Source organism: Massilia sp. CCM 8734, assembly GCF_011682155.1.
GTDB classification, from domain to species: domain Bacteria; phylum Pseudomonadota; class Gammaproteobacteria; order Burkholderiales; family Burkholderiaceae_D; genus Telluria_A; species Telluria_A rubra.
In genome coordinates, this window is the sequence record NZ_WHJI01000014.1 from 100,548 (window position 1) to 120,886 (window position 20,339).

Genomic DNA, 20,339 nt, shown 5'->3' on the forward strand with positions numbered 1-20,339 from the left:
GAGACTGCGCCTGGCTTGCGAACGATGGGTGCGGATGTGCTGCGGATACGGTGCGCTGTCGTCACGACAGATGCGAATGATTCTCATTTTATCAAAAACGCCATGAGGGCGCAAACGGCCTCGCGGCTTGCGTCTTTGTCATCATGAAACAACTGTTGCAAAATTGGCTGTTTGGAGCGGATTGGCTTGGCTGGACTGCCGTGCCGGGTTACGCTTCCTACTGAAGCGAACAATGCTGGCAAGTAAAGAAAACGGGAGGGTGACGGATGCGTTCTGGTGGACTGATGTTGGTGGCGCTACTGGCCTGTTCCGTTCCGGCGAGCGCATGTGATATACCGCCCGTCACCATTGCCGATTACGTTCATGGCGCGGCGAATGGCAGGGTTGTGTTCGTCGGCAGCGTGGTGTCGTCGGCAACGCAAAAAACGGGCGGCGTGGTGATCGAAGACGTAACCGTGCGCGTGGGCAGGGTGTTTGGAAACAGCAATCTCCCTCCGACCTTGCCAGTTCTAAACCGCATCACCGGTGGCATGAATCCCTGCGGGATCAGGGATTTTTCCGCCGGGACTGGAGACCAATGGCTGATTTTCGGCCAGCGAGACGCGGAGCGCGTCTATCCAAACCTTCACCTGAGCCGCAAATTGGTCAACGGACACATTGACCAGTCGCTCTTGCGGCAGATCACGCCCTCACTCCGGTCGGGAAAATGAGCGCGCTCGCGCGGCAGCTGTGCAGGGGCGCCTGCGCTGGCAAGCGCTCAATAATCGCAGCGGTAGAAATGCCCCATGATCGGCACCACGCGACCGGCGCAGTCGGAAAAGAGGGACAGGTCGCTGCTGGTCCACGCCGCGCTGTCCTTGGGCTCGGCGATGCGTCCGCTGGCGTCGTAGATCACGTAGGTGGTGTTGGTGTCGATCTTGCTCCAGTCATAGGCCAGCACCGGGCGCTTGCCGGGCGGATGGGTCACCAGTTTTTTATCGAAGCTTTGCCCTTCCGACATCAGTTGCACCACGTTCGAGGCGCGGCCGACGGTCGCTTGCAGCAATTCGGGTAGCGAGAACAGGGCCGCCAGCACGACGATATAGGTGGCCATGGATGCTGCGCGGCGCCATCGATGGTGCAGCAGGGCGCGTACCAGGCCGAACAGCGAACACAGGGCGCCGAACAGTGCGACCGGCAAGATCAGCATGCCCGCGAGGCCGGAAAACGGCACGACAAGGACAAAAGCGAGGAGCGAGGCGCCCAGCAGCCAGATTGGCCAACTGAAGTAGGCGTCGCGATGGTGGATGGGGCTTGCGTGTTTGCTGCCGTGCGCGATAGTTGACATGATCGTAATCTTTCGCAAGTGAACTGGCGACTTGTTTTTAGCGTCCTGGGCCAGTGGCGTGGCCTATATTGTCACTACCTTGCCGTTAGCGCAATTTGTTTTTGCTGTCGTGCGGCCCCGCCCCTATGCGGGACGGTCACGAAAATGAGAGGGCAAGACATTGTGGATGCGGGTCGCCGCGACCGCGGCTTGCCCTGCGGCTACACTTATCTGGTTCAAGCCCTGGGCCACGTCGCCGATGGCATACAGGCCCTCGACGCTGGTCTGCTGGTGGGCGTCGACCCGCAATTCCATGCAGGCCGAGGTATGCGCGCCGAGCGCCGCCGCCAGGTCGGAGCGCGCCGTTTCGCCCAGCATGGGATAGAGCACGTCGCACTGGTAGGACTCGCCGTCTTCCGTATGCATCACCGGCGTCATGCGCTCGCTCATGGTCACCCCGCGCAGCGGCGAGGTGAGGTAGCCGATGCCGGCGCTGGTGAGGCGCTCGCGGTCGGCCGGGTCGACCAGGGCGTCCTTGGTGCGCTCGAACAGCATCACGTCGGCCGAAAAGGTGCGCATGAACAGGGCGTGGCCGACCGGGTTGGTGGCGGACGTGACCACGGCAATTTTCTGGTCGAGCACATCGAAGCCATCGCACACCGGGCACAGCCTGACAGCGCCGCACGCCACCGCCTCGAGGAAGTTTTCGATCGGCATGCCGGTGTCGGCGATGCCGGTCGCCAGCAGCACCGTGCGGGCGCGGATTTCGCCGCCGTCGTACGCGGCCACGAAGCAGCCGTCTTCGCGGATCAGGCGGGTGACTTCGCCCTCGATCACGTCGCCATCGTAGCGTTTGAGCTGGGCACGCAGTTTGTCGAGCAATTCCTGGCCATGGATGCCGTCCGGGAAGCCCGGATAATTATGCGTGACGGGAATCCAGCCCAGCCGGCTGTTGCCTTTGTCGACCAGGATGACGTTACGGCGAAAGCGGCGCAGGTAAATCGCCGCCGTCAGCCCGCCGGGGCCGCCGCCAATGATCAGGGTATCGTGGATGACGGGGGAGGGAATGTAGGGAATCATGGGCGCATTATCGAAAATGGCCGCACAAACCGGCATCGGTGCGACTCCCGCTGATGGGTAAGACAGGGCTTACACCATCGTTTGCCGGGCACACTTACTTAGAGCCTATTCTTGTAGGCAAGGCGCCGCTTGCTGCCGGCCCCTCGGAAGCGGGGACGGCGTTGCTCGTCGTAGCATGGCTAGCCATGCGTCCTCCTCCCGCCTTGTCCGCGCTCCCGCTGGACCGGCATCCAGCTACGCTCCCTACAAGAATAGGCTCTTAGTCGTGCGCCTCCGGTTGCAGGGTCACGTGGTCGATACCGTGCCTGGCGAGCAGCATCTCCTTGACCGTGGACAGCACTTCCGGCCAGTCGCGCAGGTTGCCGATGCGCAGGTGCCCGATCAGGGCTGGCTGGCCGGGCGACATGTCCCACACATGCAGGTCGTGCACCGACAGCACGCCCGGCACGGCGGCGAGGTCGGCGCCCACTTGCAGGTAGTCGATCTGGTGCGGCACGCCTTCCATCAGCGCGTGGTAGGAGTCGCGCAGCACGCCGATGGTGGACTGCAATATCAACACCGATACAAACAGCGACAGGAGCGGGTCGATCGGCATCCAGCCGGTGAAGTAAATCACGGCGCCGGCGGCAATCGCCGCGATCGAGCCGAGAATGTCGCCCATCACATGCACCAGCGCGGCGCGGGTGTTGATGCTTTCCTGGTCGCGCGAGAGCAGCCAGGCCACCAGCAGGTTGACGGCCAGGCCGATCACGGCGACCACGAACACGGCGCCGCCCTCGACCTGCTGCGGGCTGCGGAAGCGGTGCAGCGCTTCGAACACGATCCAGCCGACCACGGCCAGCATGGCGAGTGCGTTGACGAAGGCGGCCAGCGCTTCGGCGCGGCCGAAGCCGAACGAGTGGCGCGCCGAGGGCGGGCGCTTGGCGATCAGTTGCGCCAGCAGCGCCAGGCCGAGCGCGGCGCCGTCGGTGACCATGTGGCCGGCGTCGGAGATCAGGGCCAGCGAATTGGAGATGAAGCCGGTCAGCACTTCGATCACGGCGAACACCAGGGTCAGGCAGAGGGCGAAGGCGAGCGCGCCTTGGCTGCGGCCGACGCTGACGTGGGTATGTTTGGCGTCGCCCTTGTGATGGGCGTGCAGATGGGCGGAGGAGGGGGTGGGTTTGGCGTGCATGGCAGGAGTGTAATAGAAAACGCCAGCGCATTTCCCTGCCGTCAGGCGGGGTACTTCGAGGCGCTTGAACATCGTGGTTAAAAAGCGCTTGTCATTCGGGGAATGGCTCTCTATAATGCTGGTCTTCGGGCGGTTAGTTCAGCTGGTTAGAATACTTGGTCGACATCCAAGGGGTCGGGGATTCGAATTCCTCACCGCCCACCAGTTTTTGCAGTATCGTAGTGGAAGTAGTGGTAAAGCGCAGTACCGGCAGAGTTGTTCCAGCAACGCTCATGCTATATCAGGGCGGTTAGTTCAGCTGGTTAGAATACTTGGTCGACATCCAAGGGGTCGGGGATTCGAATTCCTCACCGCCCACCAGAACATGCAGTACTGAGTAAGAGAGAGAAAGGCACCATGGTTATGGCACCGCGAACTACGACGGAGTTATTCCAGCGACGCTAGTCGAGGTGCTTCCTTTTGCTTACTCAAAATGAAAAACGCGGCTAGTCCGCGTTTTTTTTCGTCCGCATTTTTGCGCACCCCTTTGTTTATACTTCTATTTGTCATTCCCTATCAGTTTCGTTCAGGAGAACAGCATGGTTTCAGTCCGCCTTCCCGATGGTTCAGAGCGCCAGTTTGATGGCCCAGTCACCGTAGCCCAGGTTGCAGCGAGCATCGGTACAGGCCTGGCCAAAGCGGCGCTGGCCGGCAAAGTCGACGGCAAAGTCGTCGATACCTCCTTCCTGATCGAGCAAAACGCCGATCTGGCCATCATCACCGATAAAGATCCCGAAGGCCTAGACGTGATCCGTCACTCCACCGCCCACTTGCTGGCCTACGCGGTCAAGGAACTGTATCCGGAAGCCCAGGTCACCATCGGCCCGGTGATCGAGAATGGTTTCTTCTACGATTTCGCCTACAAGCGCCCGTTCACGCCGGAAGACCTGGTCGCGATCGAAAAGAAAATGGCCGAACTGGTCAAGAAGGATGAAAAAGTCACGCGCACCGTGTTGCCGCGCGACGAGGCTGTCGCCTATTTCAAATCCATCGGCGAAGCCTATAAAGCCGAAATCATCGCCTCGATTCCGGCCGGTGAAGACGTGTCGCTGTACGCCGAAGGCGGTTTTACCGACCTGTGCCGCGGCCCGCACGTGCCCAACACGGGCAAGCTGAAAGTATTCAAGCTGATGAAGGTGGCGGGCGCCTACTGGCGCGGCGACTCCAAGAATGAAATGCTGCAGCGTATCTACGGCACCGCCTGGCTCAAGAAAGAAGACCAGGAACTGTACCTGCACAACCTGGAAGAAGCGGAAAAGCGCGACCACCGCAAGCTGGGCAAGGCGCTTGACTTCTTCCACTTCCAGGATGAAGCGCCAGGCTTGATCTTCTGGCATCCGAAGGGCTGGACCATCTGGCAACAGGTTGAGCAATACATGCGCAATGTGTATCAGGTCAACGGCTACCAGGAAGTGAAAGCGCCGCAGATCCTCGATCGCGGCCTGTGGGAAAAGACGGGTCACTGGGACAACTATCGCGAAAACATGTTCGTCACCGAGTCGGAAAACCGCTCGTACGCACTGAAGCCGATGAATTGCCCTGGCCACATCCAGATTTTCAATTCCGGCATGAAGAGCTACCGCGACCTGCCGCTGCGCTACGGCGAATTCGGCCAGTGCCACCGCAACGAGCCGTCCGGCGCGCTGCACGGCATGATGCGCGTGCGCGGCTTTACCCAGGATGACGGCCACATTTTCTGTACCGATGAGCAGATTCCGGGCGAAGTCGCCGCTTTCCACGCGCAGGCGATGGAAGTCTATACCGCCTTCGGCTTCGAGAACATCGACGTCAAGCTGGCCCTGCGTCCGGACAGCCGTATCGGCAGCGAGGAAAGCTGGGACATCGCCGAGGAAGCGTTGCGCAGCGCGCTGCGCGCCTGCAAGGTGGAATGGACCGAGCTGCCGGGCGAGGGCGCGTTCTACGGTCCGAAGATCGAGTACCACCTGAAAGACAGCCTGGGCCGCGCATGGCAGGTCGGCACCGTGCAGATCGACCCGTCGATGCCGGGCCGCCTGGGCGCCGAGTACACCGCGCCGGACAACACCAAAAAGGTGCCGGTCATGCTGCACCGCGCGATCGTCGGTTCGCTCGAGCGTTTCATCGGCATCCTGATCGAAAACTACGCCGGCGCGATGCCGCTCTGGTTGTCGCCGGTGCAAGTATCGGTGCTCAATATTTCGGATGCGCAAGCTGACTACACCCAGGAAATCGCAACGAAGTTGCGCAAACTCGGGTACCGCGTTCACGCTGATTTGCGCAACGAGAAAATTACGTTTAAAATACGTGAACATTCCGTCCAAAAAGTACCGTACATCCTCGTGATCGGTGACAAAGAGCGGGATGCCAACACTGTGGCCGTGCGAGCTCGTGGCAATGTCGACTTGGGAGTCATGTCCCTCGATGCCCTGGTGGAGCGCCTCAAACACGAGGTCGATTCCAAAGCTTGACGAGTTAAATCTCGACGCGGCTAATTCATCAGATTTTAAAAGGAAACAACATAGCTACTGACAAGTCGCATCGCATCAATGGCGAAATCACCGCCCCCGAAATGCGTTTATCCGGGGTGGAAAACGAGCCGCTTGGCATTGTGAGCCTGGCTGAGGCTTTTCGTCTGGCCGAAGAAGCGAACGTAGATCTGGTGGAAATTGCGCCGACCGCGCAACCACCGGTATGCCGTCTGATGGACTACGGCAAGTTCAAATATTCGGAGCAGAAGAAGGCGCACGAAGCCAAATTGAAGCAAAAGATCATCCTCGTGAAGGAAGTCAAATTCCGTCCGGGTACTGATGATGGCGATTACAATATCAAGCTGAAAAACCTGATGAAGTTCCTCGATGAGGGTGACAAAACCAAGATCACGCTGCGTTTCCGCGGTCGTGAGATGGCTCACCAGGACATCGGCTTCCGCATGCTGGAACGTTTGAAGGCCGATCTTGAGCCGTATGGCCAGGTCGAGCAGTTCCCGAAGATGGAAGGTCGTCAGATGATCATGATCCTCTCGCCGAAGAAGAAGAAATAAGCAAAGAACGGGCTGCCCAGGCAGCTTGTGCAAAGAAGCGCCCCGCCACGCAAGTGCCAGGGGCGCTTTGTTTTGTGGGCTTGCTGGGGTGAATGGCGCCTTGCCGCTCCTCCAGGCCAAGGCGGCTTTAAGCGCTGCGCTGACCCAAACACCGTCTTCCCCGCGCAGGCGGGGATCCCATTCCGTGGCGTAGCAGCGAACTTGGATTCCCGCCTGCGCGGGAATGACGGTGCTGGAGGTGGTGGTCGCTGAACGCGTCCCTTTTGAGGCAGCCTCCTGCGCGGGAATGGCGGATAAAAGAGCGGTGCTTGCCTAAAGCCGCTTCGGAGCGCAACCGTATGCCGAAAAACTTCCTTCGCCAAGCTTGCATTTGACCCTAACTTCTGTGTTATGATCTTCGGCTTCCTCCTTCACTGGCGGAAGACAATGTGAAAGCAGGCATCTAAGTGCAGCACAGCGTTGCCACCTGCAATCCTATAATGGAGCTGTCCGGAAGGACAGAACTGCTATGCCTAAAATGAAGACCAAAAGCTCCGCGAAGAAGCGTTTTCGCGTGCGTCCAGGTGGAACCGTTAAATCGGGTCACGCTTTCAAACGTCACATCCTGACCAAGAAAACCACCAAGAGCAAGCGCCAACTGCGCGGAATCACGAACGTCGATGCAGCGGATGTCAAGTCCGTCATGCGTATGATGCCGTCGGCTTAATCTCACCACTCACATTAAGGAGTTACTATGCCTAGAGTAAAACGTGGGGTTACAGCTCGTGCCCGTCATAAGAAAATTCTTGTACAAGCTAAAGGCTACCGTGGTCGCCGCAGCCGTGTATACCGTGTTGCCAAGCAAGCAGTCATGCGCGCTGGCCAATACGCTTACCGCGATCGCCGCAACAAGAAACGCGTATTCCGCCGCCTGTGGATCGCTCGTATCAACGCCGCTTCCCGTGAGCATGGCGTAACGTACAGCGTATTCATGAACGGCCTGAAAAAAGCATCTATCGAACTGGACCGTAAAGTCCTGGCCGATATGGCTGTGATGGACAAGCCGGCCTTCGCCGCGATTGTCGCAGCAGTGAAAGCCAAGATCGCTGCGTAAGCAATGATCGATGCAAGCGCCGCCCCCGGGTGGCGCGCAAAGAGCGGGGCAGAGGTTCAAACCTGTGCCCCGTTTTTGATTGTGGCGCGTGCGCCAGTCCCGCTCAACAGGAAAAAAACATCGCATGAACTCCCTGGAAGAACTCGTCGTCTCGGCACAGGCTGACTTTATCGCCGCCGAAGATGCTGCCGCACTGGAAAACGCCAAAGCCAAGTACCTTGGCAAGACTGGCCAGATTACCGAGCAAATGAAGGGCCTGGGCAAGCTCGACCCGGAACAGAAAAAGACCCAGGGCGCGCTGATCAACGCCGCCAAGGTCCGGATCGAAGCCGCCCTGACCGCACGCCGCGACGCGCTGGCCAACGCCCAGCTCGAAGAGCGCCTGAACGCCGAAGCGATCGACATCACCCTGCCGGGCCGTGGCCACTCTGGCGGCGGCATCCACCCGGTGATGCGCACCTGGGAACGGGTCGAGGAAATCTTCCGCTCGATCGGTTTCGATGTGGCCGACGGCCCCGAAATCGAAAACGACTGGACCAATTTCACGGCGCTCAACAGCCCGGAAAACCACCCGGCGCGCTCGATGCAGGACACCTTCTACATCGAAGGCAAGGACAGCACCGGTAAGCCCTTGCTGCTGCGCACCCACACCAGCCCGATGCAGGTGCGCTACGCGCGCACCCACACGCCGCCGATCAAGGTGATCGCGCCCGGGCGCACCTACCGCGTCGACAGCGACGCGACCCACTCGCCGATGTTCCACCAGGTCGAAGGCCTGTGGATCGCCGAAGATATCTCGTTCGCCGACCTCAAGGGCGTGTACCTGAATTTCGTCAAGGCCTTCTTCGAGACCGACGACCTGCAGGTGCGCTTCCGTCCGTCGTACTTCCCGTTCACCGAACCGTCGGCCGAGATCGACATCGCCTTCGGCAGCGGCCCGCTCAAAGGGCGCTGGCTGGAAGTGTCGGGCGCCGGCCAGGTGCACCCGACGGTGGTGCGCAACTTTGGGCTCGACCCGGAAAAATTCATCGGCTTCGCGTTCGGCTCCGGCCTCGAGCGCCTGACGATGCTGCGTTACGGGATCAACGACCTGCGCCTGTTCTACGAAGGCGACCTGCGCTTCCTGAAGCAATTTAACTAATTCAAGGTTCACTGATTATGCAATTTTCCGAAAATTGGCTCCGTACCATGGTCGATCCGAAGATGACTTCGGATGAACTGGCTCACCTGCTGACCATGTCCGGCCTGGAAGTGGAAGAAGTCGAAGCGGTCGCGCCGCCATTCTCGAACGTGGTCGTGGCCGAAGTGCTGGAAGTGGCCAAGCACCCGAACGCGGACCGCCTGAATGTGTGCAAGGTCAATGTCGGCACCGGCACCCTGCTCAATATCGTGTGCGGCGCGCCGAACGTGCGAGCCGGCATGAAGGCCATCTGCGCCATGGCCGGCGCGATCCTGCCGCCGGGCGCGGACGGCAAACCCTTCGTGATCAAGGTCGGCGAACTGCGCGGGGTGGAATCGCAGGGCATGATGTGCTCGGCCAAGGAACTCAAACTGTCCGAGGAAACGAGCGGGCTGATGGAGTTGCCGGAAGATGCGCCGGTCGGCCAGAATATCCGCGACTACCTTGCGCTAAACGACCTCAAGTTCACCATCAAGTTGACGCCGAACAAGGCGGACTGCCTGTCGGTGCTGGGCGTGGCGCGTGAAGTGTCGGCCCTGACCGGCACCCCCCTGGTCCTGCCGCAAACGCGCCAGGTCGCGGTCAACGGCAGCGAAATCTTGCCCGTCAAGATCAGTGCGCCAGACCTGTGCGGCCGCTTTAGTGGGCGCGTCATCCGTGGCCTGAACGCCAAGGCCGCCACCCCGGACTGGATCAAACAGCGCCTCGAGCGCAGCGGCCAGCGTCCGCTGTCGGCCCTGGTCGATATTTCCAATTACGTCATGCTGGAGCTGGGCCGTCCGTCGCACGTGTTCGACATGGACAAGATCCATGGTTCGCTGGACGTGCGCTGGGGCAAAAAGGGCGAGTCGCTCAAGCTGTTGAACGGCAACACCGTGGAAGTCGACGACTGGATCGGCGTGATCGCCGACGAGCAGGAAATCGAATCCCTGGCCGGCATCATGGGCGGCGACGCCACTTCGGTCTCGCTCGAGACCACGAATATCTACCTGGAAGCGGCGTTCTGGTGGCCGAACGCGATCCAGGGGCGCGCGCGCCGCTTTAACTTTTCGACCGATGCGGCGCACCGCTTCGAGCGCGGCGTCGATTTTGCCACCACCGTCGAGCACATCGAGCGCATCAGCGCGCTGATCGTGGAAATCTGCGGCACCCAGGACACCGTGATCAGCCCGATCGACGACCAGATCGTCAACGTGCCGCTGCCGAAAGCGGTCACCCTGCGCACCGCGCGCGCGCAAAAAGTGATCGGCGTGCCGATTACCGACGCCATGGTGGCCGACATTTTCACCCGCCTGGGCTTGCCGTTCACGCAGGAGCCTGGCGTGTTTTCCGTCACCGCGCCGACCTACCGTTTCGATATCGAAATCGAAGAAGACCTGATCGAGGAAGTGGCGCGCGTGTACGGCTTCGAGAACATTCCGGCCTTGCCGCCGGTGGCCGCCAGCCAGATGATCATCGCGCCCGAAAACACTCGCTCGCTGTTCGCCGTGCGCCACCAGCTGGCCGACCTCGGTTACCAGGAAGTGGTCAACATGAGTTTCGTCGATTCCGCATGGGAAACCGACTTCGCCGACAATAAAGACCAGATCAAGCTGGTCAACCCGATCGCCAGCCAGATGAACGTGATGCGTTCCTCCCTGATCGGCTCGCTCGTTGCCAACGTGCGCTACAACCTGAATCGCAAAGCGGGCAGGGTGCGCGCCTTCGAAGTGGGCGCCATCTTCCGCCGCAATGCGCAAGCGCTCGACGGTCCGTTGTCGATCGCCGGTTTCGAGCAGCCCAAGCGCGTCGCCGGTATCGCCTACGGCCCCGCGCTGGACGAGCAATGGTCGGTGAAATCGGCGCCGGTCGATTATTTCGATGTCAAAGCCGATGTGGAAGCCCTGTTCGCGCCGCGCACCCTGCGTTTCGTCAAGACCAGCCACCCGGCCCTGCATCCGGGACGCTCGGCTATGATTGAACTGGACGGCCAGGAAATCGGCTTTATCGGCGAATTGCACCCGCGCTGGCTGCAAAAGTACGATTTGCCGCAGGCGCCGGTCCTTTTCGAGGTGGATGCCATTGCGTTGCAGCAACGATCCGTGCCAAAATATGAAGAGATTTCAAAATTCCCCGGCGCCACGCGCGACCTTGCCTTTGTCGTGAAAAACACGGTGGCGGCGCAGGACCTGCTGGACGCTTTCACTGCGGAATTGCAAGTAAATCCGGCAGGAAAGATTGTGCAAGCCATTGTTTTGTTTGATGAATATCGCGGAAAAGGATTGGAGGCGGACGAAAAAAGCCTTGCTTTCCGCTTTAGCTTGCAAGATACTCAAACCACCCTGCAGGACGATGTGGTCGAAGGCGTCATGAAGGCGCTGGCTGCGTCGGCCGAGCAGAAACATGACGCGAAGCTGCGTTCATAACCGATCCCACCAGCACTAACGACACGAGGCAGGGCTGTAAAATTAATAACAACGACGTTGATTCCGCCGTACTCCAGTCGGCGCTGGCGGCCGACCTGCACCGCGCGATGCAGGACGCCAGGGTGCGCCAGGACGCGGCGAAGAATCTGCCGACCCTGACCAAGGCCGAGCTGGCCGAACTGCTGTTCGAGCAGGTCGGCCTGAACAAGCGCGAAGCCAAGGACATGGTCGAGACATTCTTCGACGAGATCAGGAACGCGCTCGAGCGTGGCGAGGCGGTGAAGTTGTCGGGCTTCGGCAACTTCCAGCTGCGCGACAAGCCGCAGCGCCCTGGCCGCAATCCCAAGACCGGCGAAGAAATTCCCATCACGGCGCGTCGCGTCGTGACCTTTCACGCCAGCCAGAAGCTCAAAGGCATGGTTGAAGAAACCAGCCCGATGGCGCGCGCCGCCTGAAGTGACCCATGAATGATCGTGCGAGCAAGTCTGACCTGATCGTGCTGCCGGCCATCCCGGCCAAGCGCTATTTCACGATCGGGGAGGTCAGCGAGTTGTGCGGCGTCAAACCGCATGTACTTCGTTACTGGGAACAGGAATTTACCCAGCTTAAACCGGTCAAACGACGTGGAAACCGCCGCTATTACCAGCACCACGAGGTGTTGCTGATCCGTCGTATCCGCGAACTGTTGTACGAACAAGGCTTTACGATCAGTGGGGCGCGCAATAAACTCGATAGCCGCATCGGCGCGCTGCTGGCGCCTCCCGAGGACGACGCCGGCCCGGCGCAAGAGACGGCGCCGCCCGAGATCGACCGCGCCCTGATCCGCAGTGAACTGCTGGCCATCCTGGCCGTGCTCAAGGGCGCAAGCTAGGACGGTGGCGACGGCCCGTGGCATCTTGCAGGGGGCCGCGTGCCCCCTGTTTTTCGCGCTCCATTCGGCCGGGCCGGGCCGCGCGGAGCGTCATACGTGTTTGTGCTGAACAGCCAGAGTGCTAGAATACTAACGCATGCGCAGTGCCGGGCGCGCGGTTCGCCTCGGCTCTTTCCTATGCAAGGATAATTTAAGGGAAGACAATGATACGCGTTGCCATATGTGACGATCACCAGATAGTACGTGCAGGTTTCAAACAGATTTTTTCTTCGTCACCCGACTTCGATGTCGTGGCCGAAGGGGCCACCGGGCGCGAAGCCCTCGACATCGCGCGCCGTGAAATCTGCGACGTGCTGCTGCTCGACATCGCCATGCCAGACCAGAGCGGTATCGACATCCTGCGCACCATCCGCCAGGGGCAGCCGAACCTGCCGGTGCTGATCCTGTCCGGTTATCCGGCGCAGCAATATGCGCTGAACCTGTTCAAGATGGGCGCCAACGGCTACCTCAACAAGGAATGCGAAGCCGACGAGCTCAAGACCGCGGTACGCACCGTGTTCCAGGGCCGCCGCTACGTCAGCTCCACGGTCGGCGAACTGCTGGCCCAGAGCTTCGACCGCGATCCCAACACGGCGCTGCATACCGAGTTGTCGGACCGCGAGTTCCAGGTGTTCCTGCGCCTGGCCAAGGGCGCGACCGTGTCCGACATCGGCGTGGCGCTGTCCCTCTCGATCAAGACGGTGTCGACCTACCGCACCCGGATCATGGAAAAAATGGGCTTGCAGTCGAACAGCGACCTGACCTATTACGCCATGAAGAACAACCTGCTCGACTGATCTTGCGGGCGCGCCGGCCACGCCGGACGCCTGTTTTGCCCGCCGCGCGGCCTATCGGCACGTCCCGCCCGCGCCGGCGCGTCCCTCCCTCCTACAGTCCTGCTTGGCTGCGGCACGGCATTTCCCGGTCTATAATTTGTTTCTGCCCGGCTCTGCAGTGCGCAAAAGGATTCCCAGGATGTATTTTTCCACCGAACCAGCGGTCACCACCGGCTTGCCGTTCTATAAGACCGTGCTGTGCCTGACGTGCGTGCTCATCCTCATCATCAACGGCGTGAGCCTGTTTCACAACCTCGGCCAGCTCAAGGGCGCCAACGAGATCCAGGGCCAGACCGCCAAGGTGATCGACAAGGTCCAGTACGTCAATGTGCTGATCATGGATGCCGAAAGCAGCTTGCGCGGCTACTTCCTGTCCGGCTCCGAAGTCTACCTGGGGCCGCTGCGTACGGCCTCGTCCGAGATCGACGCCCAGTTCGCCGAGCTCGACCGCCTGCTGGCCGAGACCCCGTCCCAGCGCCGCAGCCTGGCCCAGCTGCATACCCTGGTCTACCGCAAGCTCGACACCATGAACCAGGTGCTCGACGTCTACCGCCAGGGTGGGCTCGATGACATCGTCAAGATCGCCGGTTCGTCCGACAGCAAGTCCGACATGGATGAAATCCGCCTGCAGGTGGTGATTTTGGTGCAGGAGCAAAACGAATTGCTGGCTGTCCGCAGCGCCACGTTTGCGCGCGAGTACCGGAACGCCGTGTTTTTGGGCATCAGCATCAACGCCATGGCGATCCTGGTGCTGGCCTTGTTCTACCGCCTGATCCGGCGCAGCTATTTTGCCCGCGCGACTACCCAGCGCGCGCTGGAAAGCGCCAACGACAAGCTCGAATCGATGGTGGTGCTGCGTACCGAGCAATTGTCGGTGCTCTCGCGTCACCTGATCAGCGTGAGCGAAGAAGAAAAGGCGCGCCTGGCGCGCGAACTGCACGATGAACTGGGGGCCAACCTGACCTCGATCAATATCGACCTGAATGCCGTGGCCGACACCGTGCGCGCCGGCGCGCCCGAACTGGCGCTGATGCTCGACCGCGCGCGCGCCACCCTGGTCGAGACGGTCGAACTGAAGCGCCGCATCGTCGACAACCTGCGCCCCAGCCTGCTCGACCACCTGGGCCTGGCGGCCGCCGTGCAAAGTTATTGCGAGGAATTCGGGCGGGTCACCAAGCTCGACTGCGAAGCGCTGATCGACGGCGATATCGATGTCGCCAGCCCGATGCATGCGATCGCGGTGTTCCGGATCGTCCAGGAGTCGCTCAACAATATCGCCAAGTATGCGTGCGCGCGCCATGTGATCGTGCACCTTGGGCGCGAAGCGGGCGGTCTGGCGCTGGAAGTGAGCGATGACGGGGTCGGCATCGACGCCGACGCCGTGGCCCAGCCGAAATCGCATGGCTTGCTGGGCATGCGCGAGCGCGCCTTGCTGCTGGGGGGGAGTTTGCGGGTGAAGCGGGGCGTGAACAACGTGGGAACCTGCGTGGAAGCGTTTATTCCGCTCTCGCGCGTGGCCGACAGCGGCGAGGCGGCGCCGCACATCGCGGCGCCGCTCCCGTTTAACGGGCTACATCCATCAGAAGGCGATCGTACTCAGTCTTTGCGACCTTATAGCATTCGCCGGCGTACGCTTCGAGGCCCTGGCGGTCAATCACGGTGATGTTGCCGCGACGGTATTGAATCAGGCCATCGTCCTGCAACTTGCCGGCGGCGGCGGTAATGCTTTCGCGGCGCACGCCGAGCATGATCGAAATCAGTTCCTGGGTCACTTTCAGCTCGTTCGATGCGGAACGGTCGAGACGGTCGAGCAGCCAGCGGCACAGCTTTTGTTCGATCGAGCTGTGGCGGCCACCGACGGCGTTCTGGGCCATCTGCGCGAACAGCGCATTGGTGTAGCGCATCAGCAGCTGGGGCAGGGCGCCGCCCTGGTTGAAGGCGTCGCGCAGGTACTGAGTCTTGAGGCGGTAGCCGTAACCGGCGCTCTGGACCACGGCGCTGCACATGGCGCGTTCGCCCATGAACAGCGACATGCCGACCACGCCTTCATGGCCGACCACGGCGATCTCGGTGGTGGCGCCATCTTCCATGACGTACAGCAGGGAAACGATGGCCGTCGTCGGGAAGTAGACGTTTTCGAGCTTGCTGCCGTATTCAAACAGTTCTTTGCCGAAAGGCAGGGCGACCAGTTCCAGGTGGTCGAACAGGGTCTCGAGATCCTTGCGGGGAAGCGCGGCCAGCAATTCGTTTTGCTGGGTGCCGCTAAAGCTGACAACGGGACGGGCTGCAACTTTTAACTCTTGCGCGCTGGCAGGAATCTGGCCAACCGGCGATGTGTTCTGGGCGGTAGCACCAAGTTGAGTGTTGTTCATTTTTATTCCTCACTAGCTGAGACGGACTTCAAGGGCGCTTCACCTTCACCTGCGGCGAATCGCGATGTACGAACAGTAAAGCTTCCGTCTGTTGGCGAACATAAGACTGGCAGTCGCCCCCCTGTAGGTTCAATGCATAAATTCTTGTAATCCCAGTCCTACTGGAGGAAAAGCCGATAAATTGTCATTTTACTCATGCTTTAAGGTGGGCGAACGCACAGAAGATGCACAAAACTACGTTTTTGACCTTCCCCACTCCTTGGAAGCTGCCCCCGCCATGCCTCATAATGTGAATATCGCAACTTACTGAGAGCCCCGGCATGCACGTATTACTGGTCGAAGACGATGCCGTGCTGGCCGACGGCCTGACCCGCCTGCTGCAGGGACACGCGATGGTGGTCGACGTGGTCGCCAGCGGCACCCAGGCCGACCAGGTGCTGCAACGCGCCGAGGTGGCGGTGGTGGTGCTCGACATCGGCCTGCCCGGCATCGACGGTTTCGAGGTGGTGCGGCGCCTGCGCGCGCGCGGCAGCGCCGTGCCGGTGTTGCTGCTGACCGCGCGCGACGCCATCGAGGACCGCGTGCGCGGGCTGGAGCTGGGCGCCGACGATTACCTGGTCAAGCCCTTCGCCACCGCCGAACTGGTGGCGCGCATCAAGGCCCTGGCGCGCCGCAACACGCCCAAGCCGGTCAGCCTGTCGCTGGGCCGCCTGACGCTCGACACCTCGTCCAAGCGCGCCCATATCGAAGGGCGCCCGGTGGAGCTGTCGGTGCGCGAATGGGCCGTGCTCGAATACCTGTTGCAGCACAGCGCCCGCGTGGTATCGAAGCAGCAGATCATCGACGCCATCCTGCCGTGGGGGGAGGATGTCAGCCTGAACGCGGTCGAGGTCTACATTTCGCGCCTGCGCATCAAGATCGCCGACGCCGGCATCAGCATCCGCACCATCCGCGGCTTCGGCTACATGCTCGAGCAGGATGTATGACCAGCATCCGGGTGCGCCTGCTGCGATGGCTGATCGTCCCGATCCTGCTCATCAACCTGGCGGGCGCGGCGCTGACCTACATGCTGGCCTGGATTCCGGCCCAGCTGGCCTTCGACCAGAGCCTGGCCGACGCCGGCGGGGCGCTGGCGGCACGCCTGTACGGCGGCCCCGGCCAGCCGGGCATCGACTTGCCGACCCAGGCCGAGCAAGTCTTGCGCGCCGACGACGTCGACGCCCTGTACTTCATCGTGCGCACCCACGACGGCAAGGTGATTGCCGGCGACGTCGACTTTCCGCAGCTGGCCGCGCCGTCCAGCCGCGCCTACGACGACGTGATGCGTGGCGAGGAGGTGCGGGTGTCGAGCCGGATTGTCGGCAAGGGCGCGCGCGCGGTCCACATCGGGGTGGCGAAAACCATGCGCAAGCGCTTGCAGGTGCGCTCGGCCACCTTGCGCGCCCTGGTCTTGCTGGAAACCCTGTTCACCCTGGCCCTGGTCGGCCTGATCTGGATTTCGGTGACCAATGGCTTGCAGCCGCTGGCGCGCATGCGCGCCAACCTGCTGCAGCGCGACGCGACCGAGCTGGCCCCGATCGACCACGCCGGGGTGCCGCTCGAATTGACCCCGGTCACGGCCGCCTTCAATGAATTGCTCGACAAGGTGCGCTCCGGCGCCAAGGCCCAGCACGATTTCCTGGCCGATGTCGCGCACCAGTTGCGCACCCCGCTGGCCGGCATCAAGCTGCAACTCGAATGGCTGGCGGCGCGCTACCCGGGCGAGCCCGAGACCGTCCATTCGGTGCGCCTGATGCTGCTCTCGAACGAGCGCATGATCCGCCAGACCAACCAGTTGCTGGCGCTGGCCCGGGCCGAACCGTCGCGCTTCGAGAAAACCCGGCTCGAACGGGTCGACCTGGCCGTCCTGGTCGAGCAAGTGATCCAGTATTTCGTCGACGAGGCCGGCAAGAAGCGGATCGATATCGGCTTCGAACTCAAGCGCGCCATCGTGCCCGGCAACAGCTTCTTGCTGCGCGACCTGATCGATAACCTGATCGACAACGCGGTGCGCTACACGCCGCGCGCCGGCACCGTCACGGTGCGCTGCTTTACCGAGGATGGCGTGGCCGTGCTGCAGGTGGAAGACTCCGGGCCCGGCATCGCGCCGCACCTGCGCGGGCGCGTGTTCCAGCGCTATGTACGGCTCGATGACAAGACCGAAGGCAGCGGCCTGGGCCTGGCGATCGTGCGCGACATCGCGCTGGCCCACAGGGCGCGCATCGATGTCGCCGCCGGCCCCGGCGGCAAGGGCACCCTGATGAGCGTGTATTTTCCGCTGATTTAGCAAAAAAACATCGGTTTACGTGCACTTGTCAGGATTTTGTCAGCCTTTCCTCAGGGAACTGCAAGGTTGGGTATTTATAATAAGCAATATCCAAGGAGCCTGTCCGCTCCCAACCTTTTGAAAGTTCATCCATGACCTATCCGGCGTTTCATGCCAGTGTGCGCTGCGCGGGCCTTGCCCGGCGCCCCGCGCCACGACGCGCACGCGGTTTCACGATGGCCGAGTTGCTCATCACCGTCGTCATTGTCGGTGTCGCCACCGCCGTCGGCTTGCCGCTCATGAAAGATTTTGTCGATGACTCGGCGGTGTCGGCCCAGGCCGAACAACTGCTGGCCTCGGTCAACTACACCCGTTCCGAAGCGGTCAAGCGCAACGGCCGGGTCAGCATGTGCCGCAGCCTCAACGGCACCGCCTGCGGCGGCGGCACCGCCGGCGACTGGCATGCCGGCTGGCTGGTATTCGTCGATGGCGGCACCGTCGGCATCAAGGATGGCGACGACGAGCTGCTGCGCGTGCAGCGCGGGGTGCCCGGCAAGGCGATATTGACGGCCACCGGCGACGTTGCCAATTTCATTTCATACAACGGTAGCGGCCAGACCCGCACCGCCGCCAATGCCGGGCAAAACGGCACGATCTATTCTTGCCAGTCCTCGCTCAAGGCCAAGCGCCGGGTGCTGGCCTTCCGCCCGGGCACGGGCTGGGTCGGGGTCCAGATTGTTAATGGAGCAAGTTCATGTTCAGCTTAAGCAAGGAGAAAACAATGCGGCGCCAGCAAGGATTTTCGCTGATTGAAATTTTGATCACGATGTTGATCATGAGTGTGGGTTTGCTCGGCATTGCCGGCATCATCCTGACCAATCTGAAAAACAACCAGAGTTCCCAGGCGCGCGGCCAGGCCACGGTGCTGATCAACGACATTGTCGACCGCATGCGCGCCAACCGCACCACCGCCCAGACCCTGGTGAACGGCCTGTCGCCGTATGATCTTGCCCTCAACGCCCAGGCGCCGACGGACGCCAGCGTGGCCTCGGTCGACCTGACCCAGTGGCGCGCGGCGGCGGCGCAGGCGATACCGAGTGGCACCGGTTCGGTGACCTACACCCCCGCTACCCGCAAGTTCGTCATTCTCGTGCAATGGGACGATTCGCGCGTCAAGGCCACCGCCACGACCAACGGCCTGGCTGCCCAAACAATTTCCGTGGAGACGAGATTATGACCGGTCCTATGTACTCGTCGCCGTTCAGGTCGCCGCGCGCCGGCGCCCGCGGTTTTGGCCTGATCGAGGTGCTCGTCGCCATGACCCTGGGCCTGGTGTTGCTGGGCGGGGTAGGTTACCTGTTCATCGGCAGCAAGCAGATGTCCGTGGCCCAGAGCGATGGGGTGCGCATCAATGAATCGGTGCGCAATGCCATGGATGTCATGGGGCGGGCCTTGCGCCAGGCCGGCTACAAACTCAACGTGGACACGCCGCTCGTGCCGGGCCCGCTGAACGGCACCGATGGCGGCGGTGCGGCGCAGACGGCCGGCTCGGATATCCTGATTGTGCGGCATGACCCGGCATGGACGGCGACCTCGGCGGTCAACGGCTTGCGCAGCGGATCGGAAGTCAATTGCGAAGGCGTGACGGTGGCGTCGAACAATCCGAATGACGCCGGCACCGGCGCACCCGGCGCCAATGTGGCGCAGGTGGTTTACCAGTTCCGCGTGGTGGGCAACCAGCTCAAGTGCTTCGCGACCGACAACCAGTCGGTCGACCTCAGCGGCGGCGTGGTGGTGGCCGAAAATGTCGAAAACATGCAGGTGTCTTACGGGATCGGCAACGGCAACGAAGTCGTCACCTCGTATGTCAACACTCCGATCCAATTTGGCGAGGTTTCGGTGGTACGGATCACCCTGCTGGTGCGCGGTCCGTCCACCAAGGGCGTGGTCGGGGTGCAATCGATCAATTTTAACGGCGGCGTTCTGGCCATCGCCGATGGCCGTCTGCGCAGCGTCGCTACCAGCACGTTCATGGTGCGCAACCAGACAAGGTGGGATTAATGAGAACAAATAACACGCGGCGCAAGCACGCCTCGCAACAAGGCGCGGTGCTTGTCAGCGGCCTGATTTTCCTGGTGGTGCTGACCATGTTCGTGCTCGCGCTGGTGCGTGGCGGCACGCTCGAAGAACGCTTGGCGCGCAACTCGCGCGACCAGCAAGTGGCGCGCGAAGCGGCGGAATCGATGCTGCGCTTTGCCGAAGAAACGGTGTTCAACGGCCCCCCGTTCGACCCGTTCGACAGCACCCAGTTCAGTGTGGCGTGCACAAACGCACGCTGCCGCAACCCGGTGGAAACCGCCAATTTCAACAACGTCGATTGGAAGGACAGCACGGTGACGTCCAGCTTCATCAACAGCACCGATCACGTCGTCGCACTGACCGTGCAGCCACGTTACATCGTTGAATTGATCAAGGCGCCCGAATATCTCAATTCGGACACGCCATGCACACCCGGGATCGCCAAAGTGACGGCGCGTGCCACAGGCAATGGCGGTGCGGTCGCCTTCGTGCAATCGACCTACCGTTTTCGTGTTTTCAGCAAAATTTGCGACTAGTGCAG

Annotated in this window: 21 protein-coding genes and 2 tRNA genes; 19 read left to right on the forward strand and 4 right to left on the reverse strand. The window is 61.5% G+C overall.

The window, feature by feature from the left end; genetic code table 11:
* Positions 1 to 284: 284 nt before the first annotated feature.
* Complete coding sequence (locus tag F2P46_RS15135) at positions 285 to 710, forward strand: hypothetical protein (RefSeq protein ID WP_166891035.1); 426 nt, start codon at positions 285 to 287, stop codon at positions 708 to 710.
* A 47-nt stretch (positions 711 to 757) separates the two neighbouring features.
* Here the strand turns inward: F2P46_RS15135 and F2P46_RS15140 are convergent, their stop codons facing one another.
* The 3 genes from F2P46_RS15140 to F2P46_RS15150 form a co-directional block, all read right to left on the reverse strand.
* Entirely contained in the window at positions 758 to 1,327 is a 570-nt protein-coding gene (locus F2P46_RS15140; RefSeq protein ID WP_166891038.1) for a hypothetical protein, read from the reverse strand.
* Positions 1,328 to 1,450: 123 nt separating this feature from the next.
* Positions 1,451 to 2,386, reverse strand: a complete 936-nt coding sequence (locus tag F2P46_RS15145) for an NAD(P)/FAD-dependent oxidoreductase (RefSeq protein ID WP_166891041.1) — start codon at positions 2,384 to 2,386, stop codon at positions 1,451 to 1,453.
* Between the two features lie 259 nt (positions 2,387 to 2,645).
* Complete coding sequence (locus F2P46_RS15150) at positions 2,646 to 3,560, reverse strand: cation diffusion facilitator family transporter (protein WP_166891044.1); 915 nt, start codon at positions 3,558 to 3,560, stop codon at positions 2,646 to 2,648.
* Positions 3,561 to 3,687: 127 nt separating this feature from the next.
* On the opposite strand from F2P46_RS15150, the gene F2P46_RS15155 reads away from it, so the two are divergent.
* The 12 genes from F2P46_RS15155 to F2P46_RS15210 all read left to right on the forward strand — a co-directional run bounded on the left by F2P46_RS15155 (position 3,688) and on the right by F2P46_RS15210 (position 14,705).
* Positions 3,688 to 3,764, forward strand: a tRNA-Val gene (locus F2P46_RS15155).
* A gap of 79 nt (positions 3,765 to 3,843) precedes the next feature.
* Positions 3,844 to 3,920: transfer RNA gene (locus F2P46_RS15160), tRNA-Val, on the forward strand.
* Positions 3,921 to 4,138: 218 nt separating this feature from the next.
* Positions 4,139 to 6,046, forward strand: a complete 1,908-nt coding sequence (gene thrS, locus F2P46_RS15165; protein WP_166891046.1) for a threonine--tRNA ligase — start codon at positions 4,139 to 4,141, stop codon at positions 6,044 to 6,046.
* 32 nt (positions 6,047 to 6,078) lie between these two features.
* Complete coding sequence (gene infC, locus F2P46_RS15170; protein ID WP_099878062.1) at positions 6,079 to 6,618, forward strand: translation initiation factor IF-3; 540 nt, start codon at positions 6,079 to 6,081, stop codon at positions 6,616 to 6,618.
* 508 nt (positions 6,619 to 7,126) lie between these two features.
* On the forward strand, positions 7,127 to 7,324 hold the full coding sequence (gene rpmI / locus F2P46_RS15175) for a 50S ribosomal protein L35 (RefSeq protein ID WP_054262960.1): 198 nt from the start codon (positions 7,127 to 7,129) through the stop codon (positions 7,322 to 7,324).
* Positions 7,325 to 7,351: 27 nt separating this feature from the next.
* Positions 7,352 to 7,711 (forward strand): 50S ribosomal protein L20, encoded by a 360-nt coding sequence (rplT, locus tag F2P46_RS15180; RefSeq protein ID WP_054262959.1) that lies wholly within the window; start codon positions 7,352 to 7,354, stop codon positions 7,709 to 7,711.
* A 124-nt stretch (positions 7,712 to 7,835) separates the two neighbouring features.
* Positions 7,836 to 8,852, forward strand: a complete 1,017-nt coding sequence (gene pheS, locus F2P46_RS15185) for a phenylalanine--tRNA ligase subunit alpha (RefSeq protein ID WP_166891049.1) — start codon at positions 7,836 to 7,838, stop codon at positions 8,850 to 8,852.
* Positions 8,853 to 8,869: 17 nt separating this feature from the next.
* The gene (gene pheT / locus F2P46_RS15190) at positions 8,870 to 11,296 is read left to right on the forward strand and encodes a phenylalanine--tRNA ligase subunit beta (RefSeq protein ID WP_166891052.1); all 2,427 of its coding nucleotides are present in this window, start codon (positions 8,870 to 8,872) and stop codon (positions 11,294 to 11,296) included.
* Positions 11,297 to 11,403: 107 nt separating this feature from the next.
* The gene (locus F2P46_RS15195) at positions 11,404 to 11,751 is read left to right on the forward strand and encodes an integration host factor subunit alpha (RefSeq protein WP_166879215.1); all 348 of its coding nucleotides are present in this window, start codon (positions 11,404 to 11,406) and stop codon (positions 11,749 to 11,751) included.
* Between the two features lie 8 nt (positions 11,752 to 11,759).
* Positions 11,760 to 12,167, forward strand: a complete 408-nt coding sequence (locus F2P46_RS15200) for a MerR family transcriptional regulator (RefSeq protein ID WP_166891055.1) — start codon at positions 11,760 to 11,762, stop codon at positions 12,165 to 12,167.
* A gap of 203 nt (positions 12,168 to 12,370) precedes the next feature.
* Positions 12,371 to 13,003: a response regulator transcription factor gene (locus F2P46_RS15205; protein WP_054262954.1), complete on the forward strand. Its 633-nt coding sequence runs from the start codon at positions 12,371 to 12,373 to the stop codon at positions 13,001 to 13,003.
* Between the two features lie 178 nt (positions 13,004 to 13,181).
* Positions 13,182 to 14,705: a CHASE3 domain-containing protein gene (locus F2P46_RS15210; RefSeq protein ID WP_166891058.1), complete on the forward strand. Its 1,524-nt coding sequence runs from the start codon at positions 13,182 to 13,184 to the stop codon at positions 14,703 to 14,705.
* On the opposite strand, the gene F2P46_RS15215 is transcribed toward F2P46_RS15210, so the two are convergent.
* Entirely contained in the window at positions 14,605 to 15,414 is an 810-nt protein-coding gene (locus tag F2P46_RS15215; protein WP_166891061.1) for a Crp/Fnr family transcriptional regulator, read from the reverse strand. The genes F2P46_RS15210 and F2P46_RS15215 overlap by 101 nt on opposite strands.
* Positions 15,415 to 15,734: 320 nt before the next feature.
* On the opposite strand from F2P46_RS15215, the gene F2P46_RS15220 reads away from it, so the two are divergent.
* The 6 genes from F2P46_RS15220 to F2P46_RS15245 all read left to right on the forward strand — a co-directional run bounded on the left by F2P46_RS15220 (position 15,735) and on the right by F2P46_RS15245 (position 20,334).
* A complete protein-coding gene (locus tag F2P46_RS15220) occupies positions 15,735 to 16,400 on the forward strand; it encodes a response regulator transcription factor (RefSeq protein WP_166891064.1) in 666 nt (221 codons plus the stop codon).
* Positions 16,397 to 17,740, forward strand: a complete 1,344-nt coding sequence (locus F2P46_RS15225) for a sensor histidine kinase (protein WP_166891067.1) — start codon at positions 16,397 to 16,399, stop codon at positions 17,738 to 17,740. The genes F2P46_RS15220 and F2P46_RS15225 overlap by 4 nt, the downstream gene beginning before the upstream one ends.
* Positions 17,741 to 17,871: 131 nt before the next feature.
* Complete coding sequence (locus F2P46_RS15230; protein ID WP_267875860.1) at positions 17,872 to 18,486, forward strand: GspH/FimT family pseudopilin; 615 nt, start codon at positions 17,872 to 17,874, stop codon at positions 18,484 to 18,486.
* Complete coding sequence (gene pilV, locus F2P46_RS15235) at positions 18,474 to 18,956, forward strand: type IV pilus modification protein PilV (protein ID WP_208296632.1); 483 nt, start codon at positions 18,474 to 18,476, stop codon at positions 18,954 to 18,956. Before F2P46_RS15230 ends, pilV begins: the two co-directional genes overlap by 13 nt.
* Positions 18,953 to 19,780 carry a PilW family protein gene (locus F2P46_RS15240; RefSeq protein WP_166891225.1) on the forward strand — a complete coding sequence of 276 codons (828 nt, stop codon included), beginning with the start codon at positions 18,953 to 18,955 and terminating at the stop codon, positions 19,778 to 19,780. The genes pilV and F2P46_RS15240 overlap by 4 nt, the downstream gene beginning before the upstream one ends.
* Positions 19,780 to 20,334: a PilX N-terminal domain-containing pilus assembly protein gene (locus F2P46_RS15245; protein ID WP_166891070.1), complete on the forward strand. Its 555-nt coding sequence runs from the start codon at positions 19,780 to 19,782 to the stop codon at positions 20,332 to 20,334. Before F2P46_RS15240 ends, F2P46_RS15245 begins: the two co-directional genes overlap by 1 nt.
* The last annotated feature ends 5 nt before the right edge of the window (positions 20,335 to 20,339 follow it).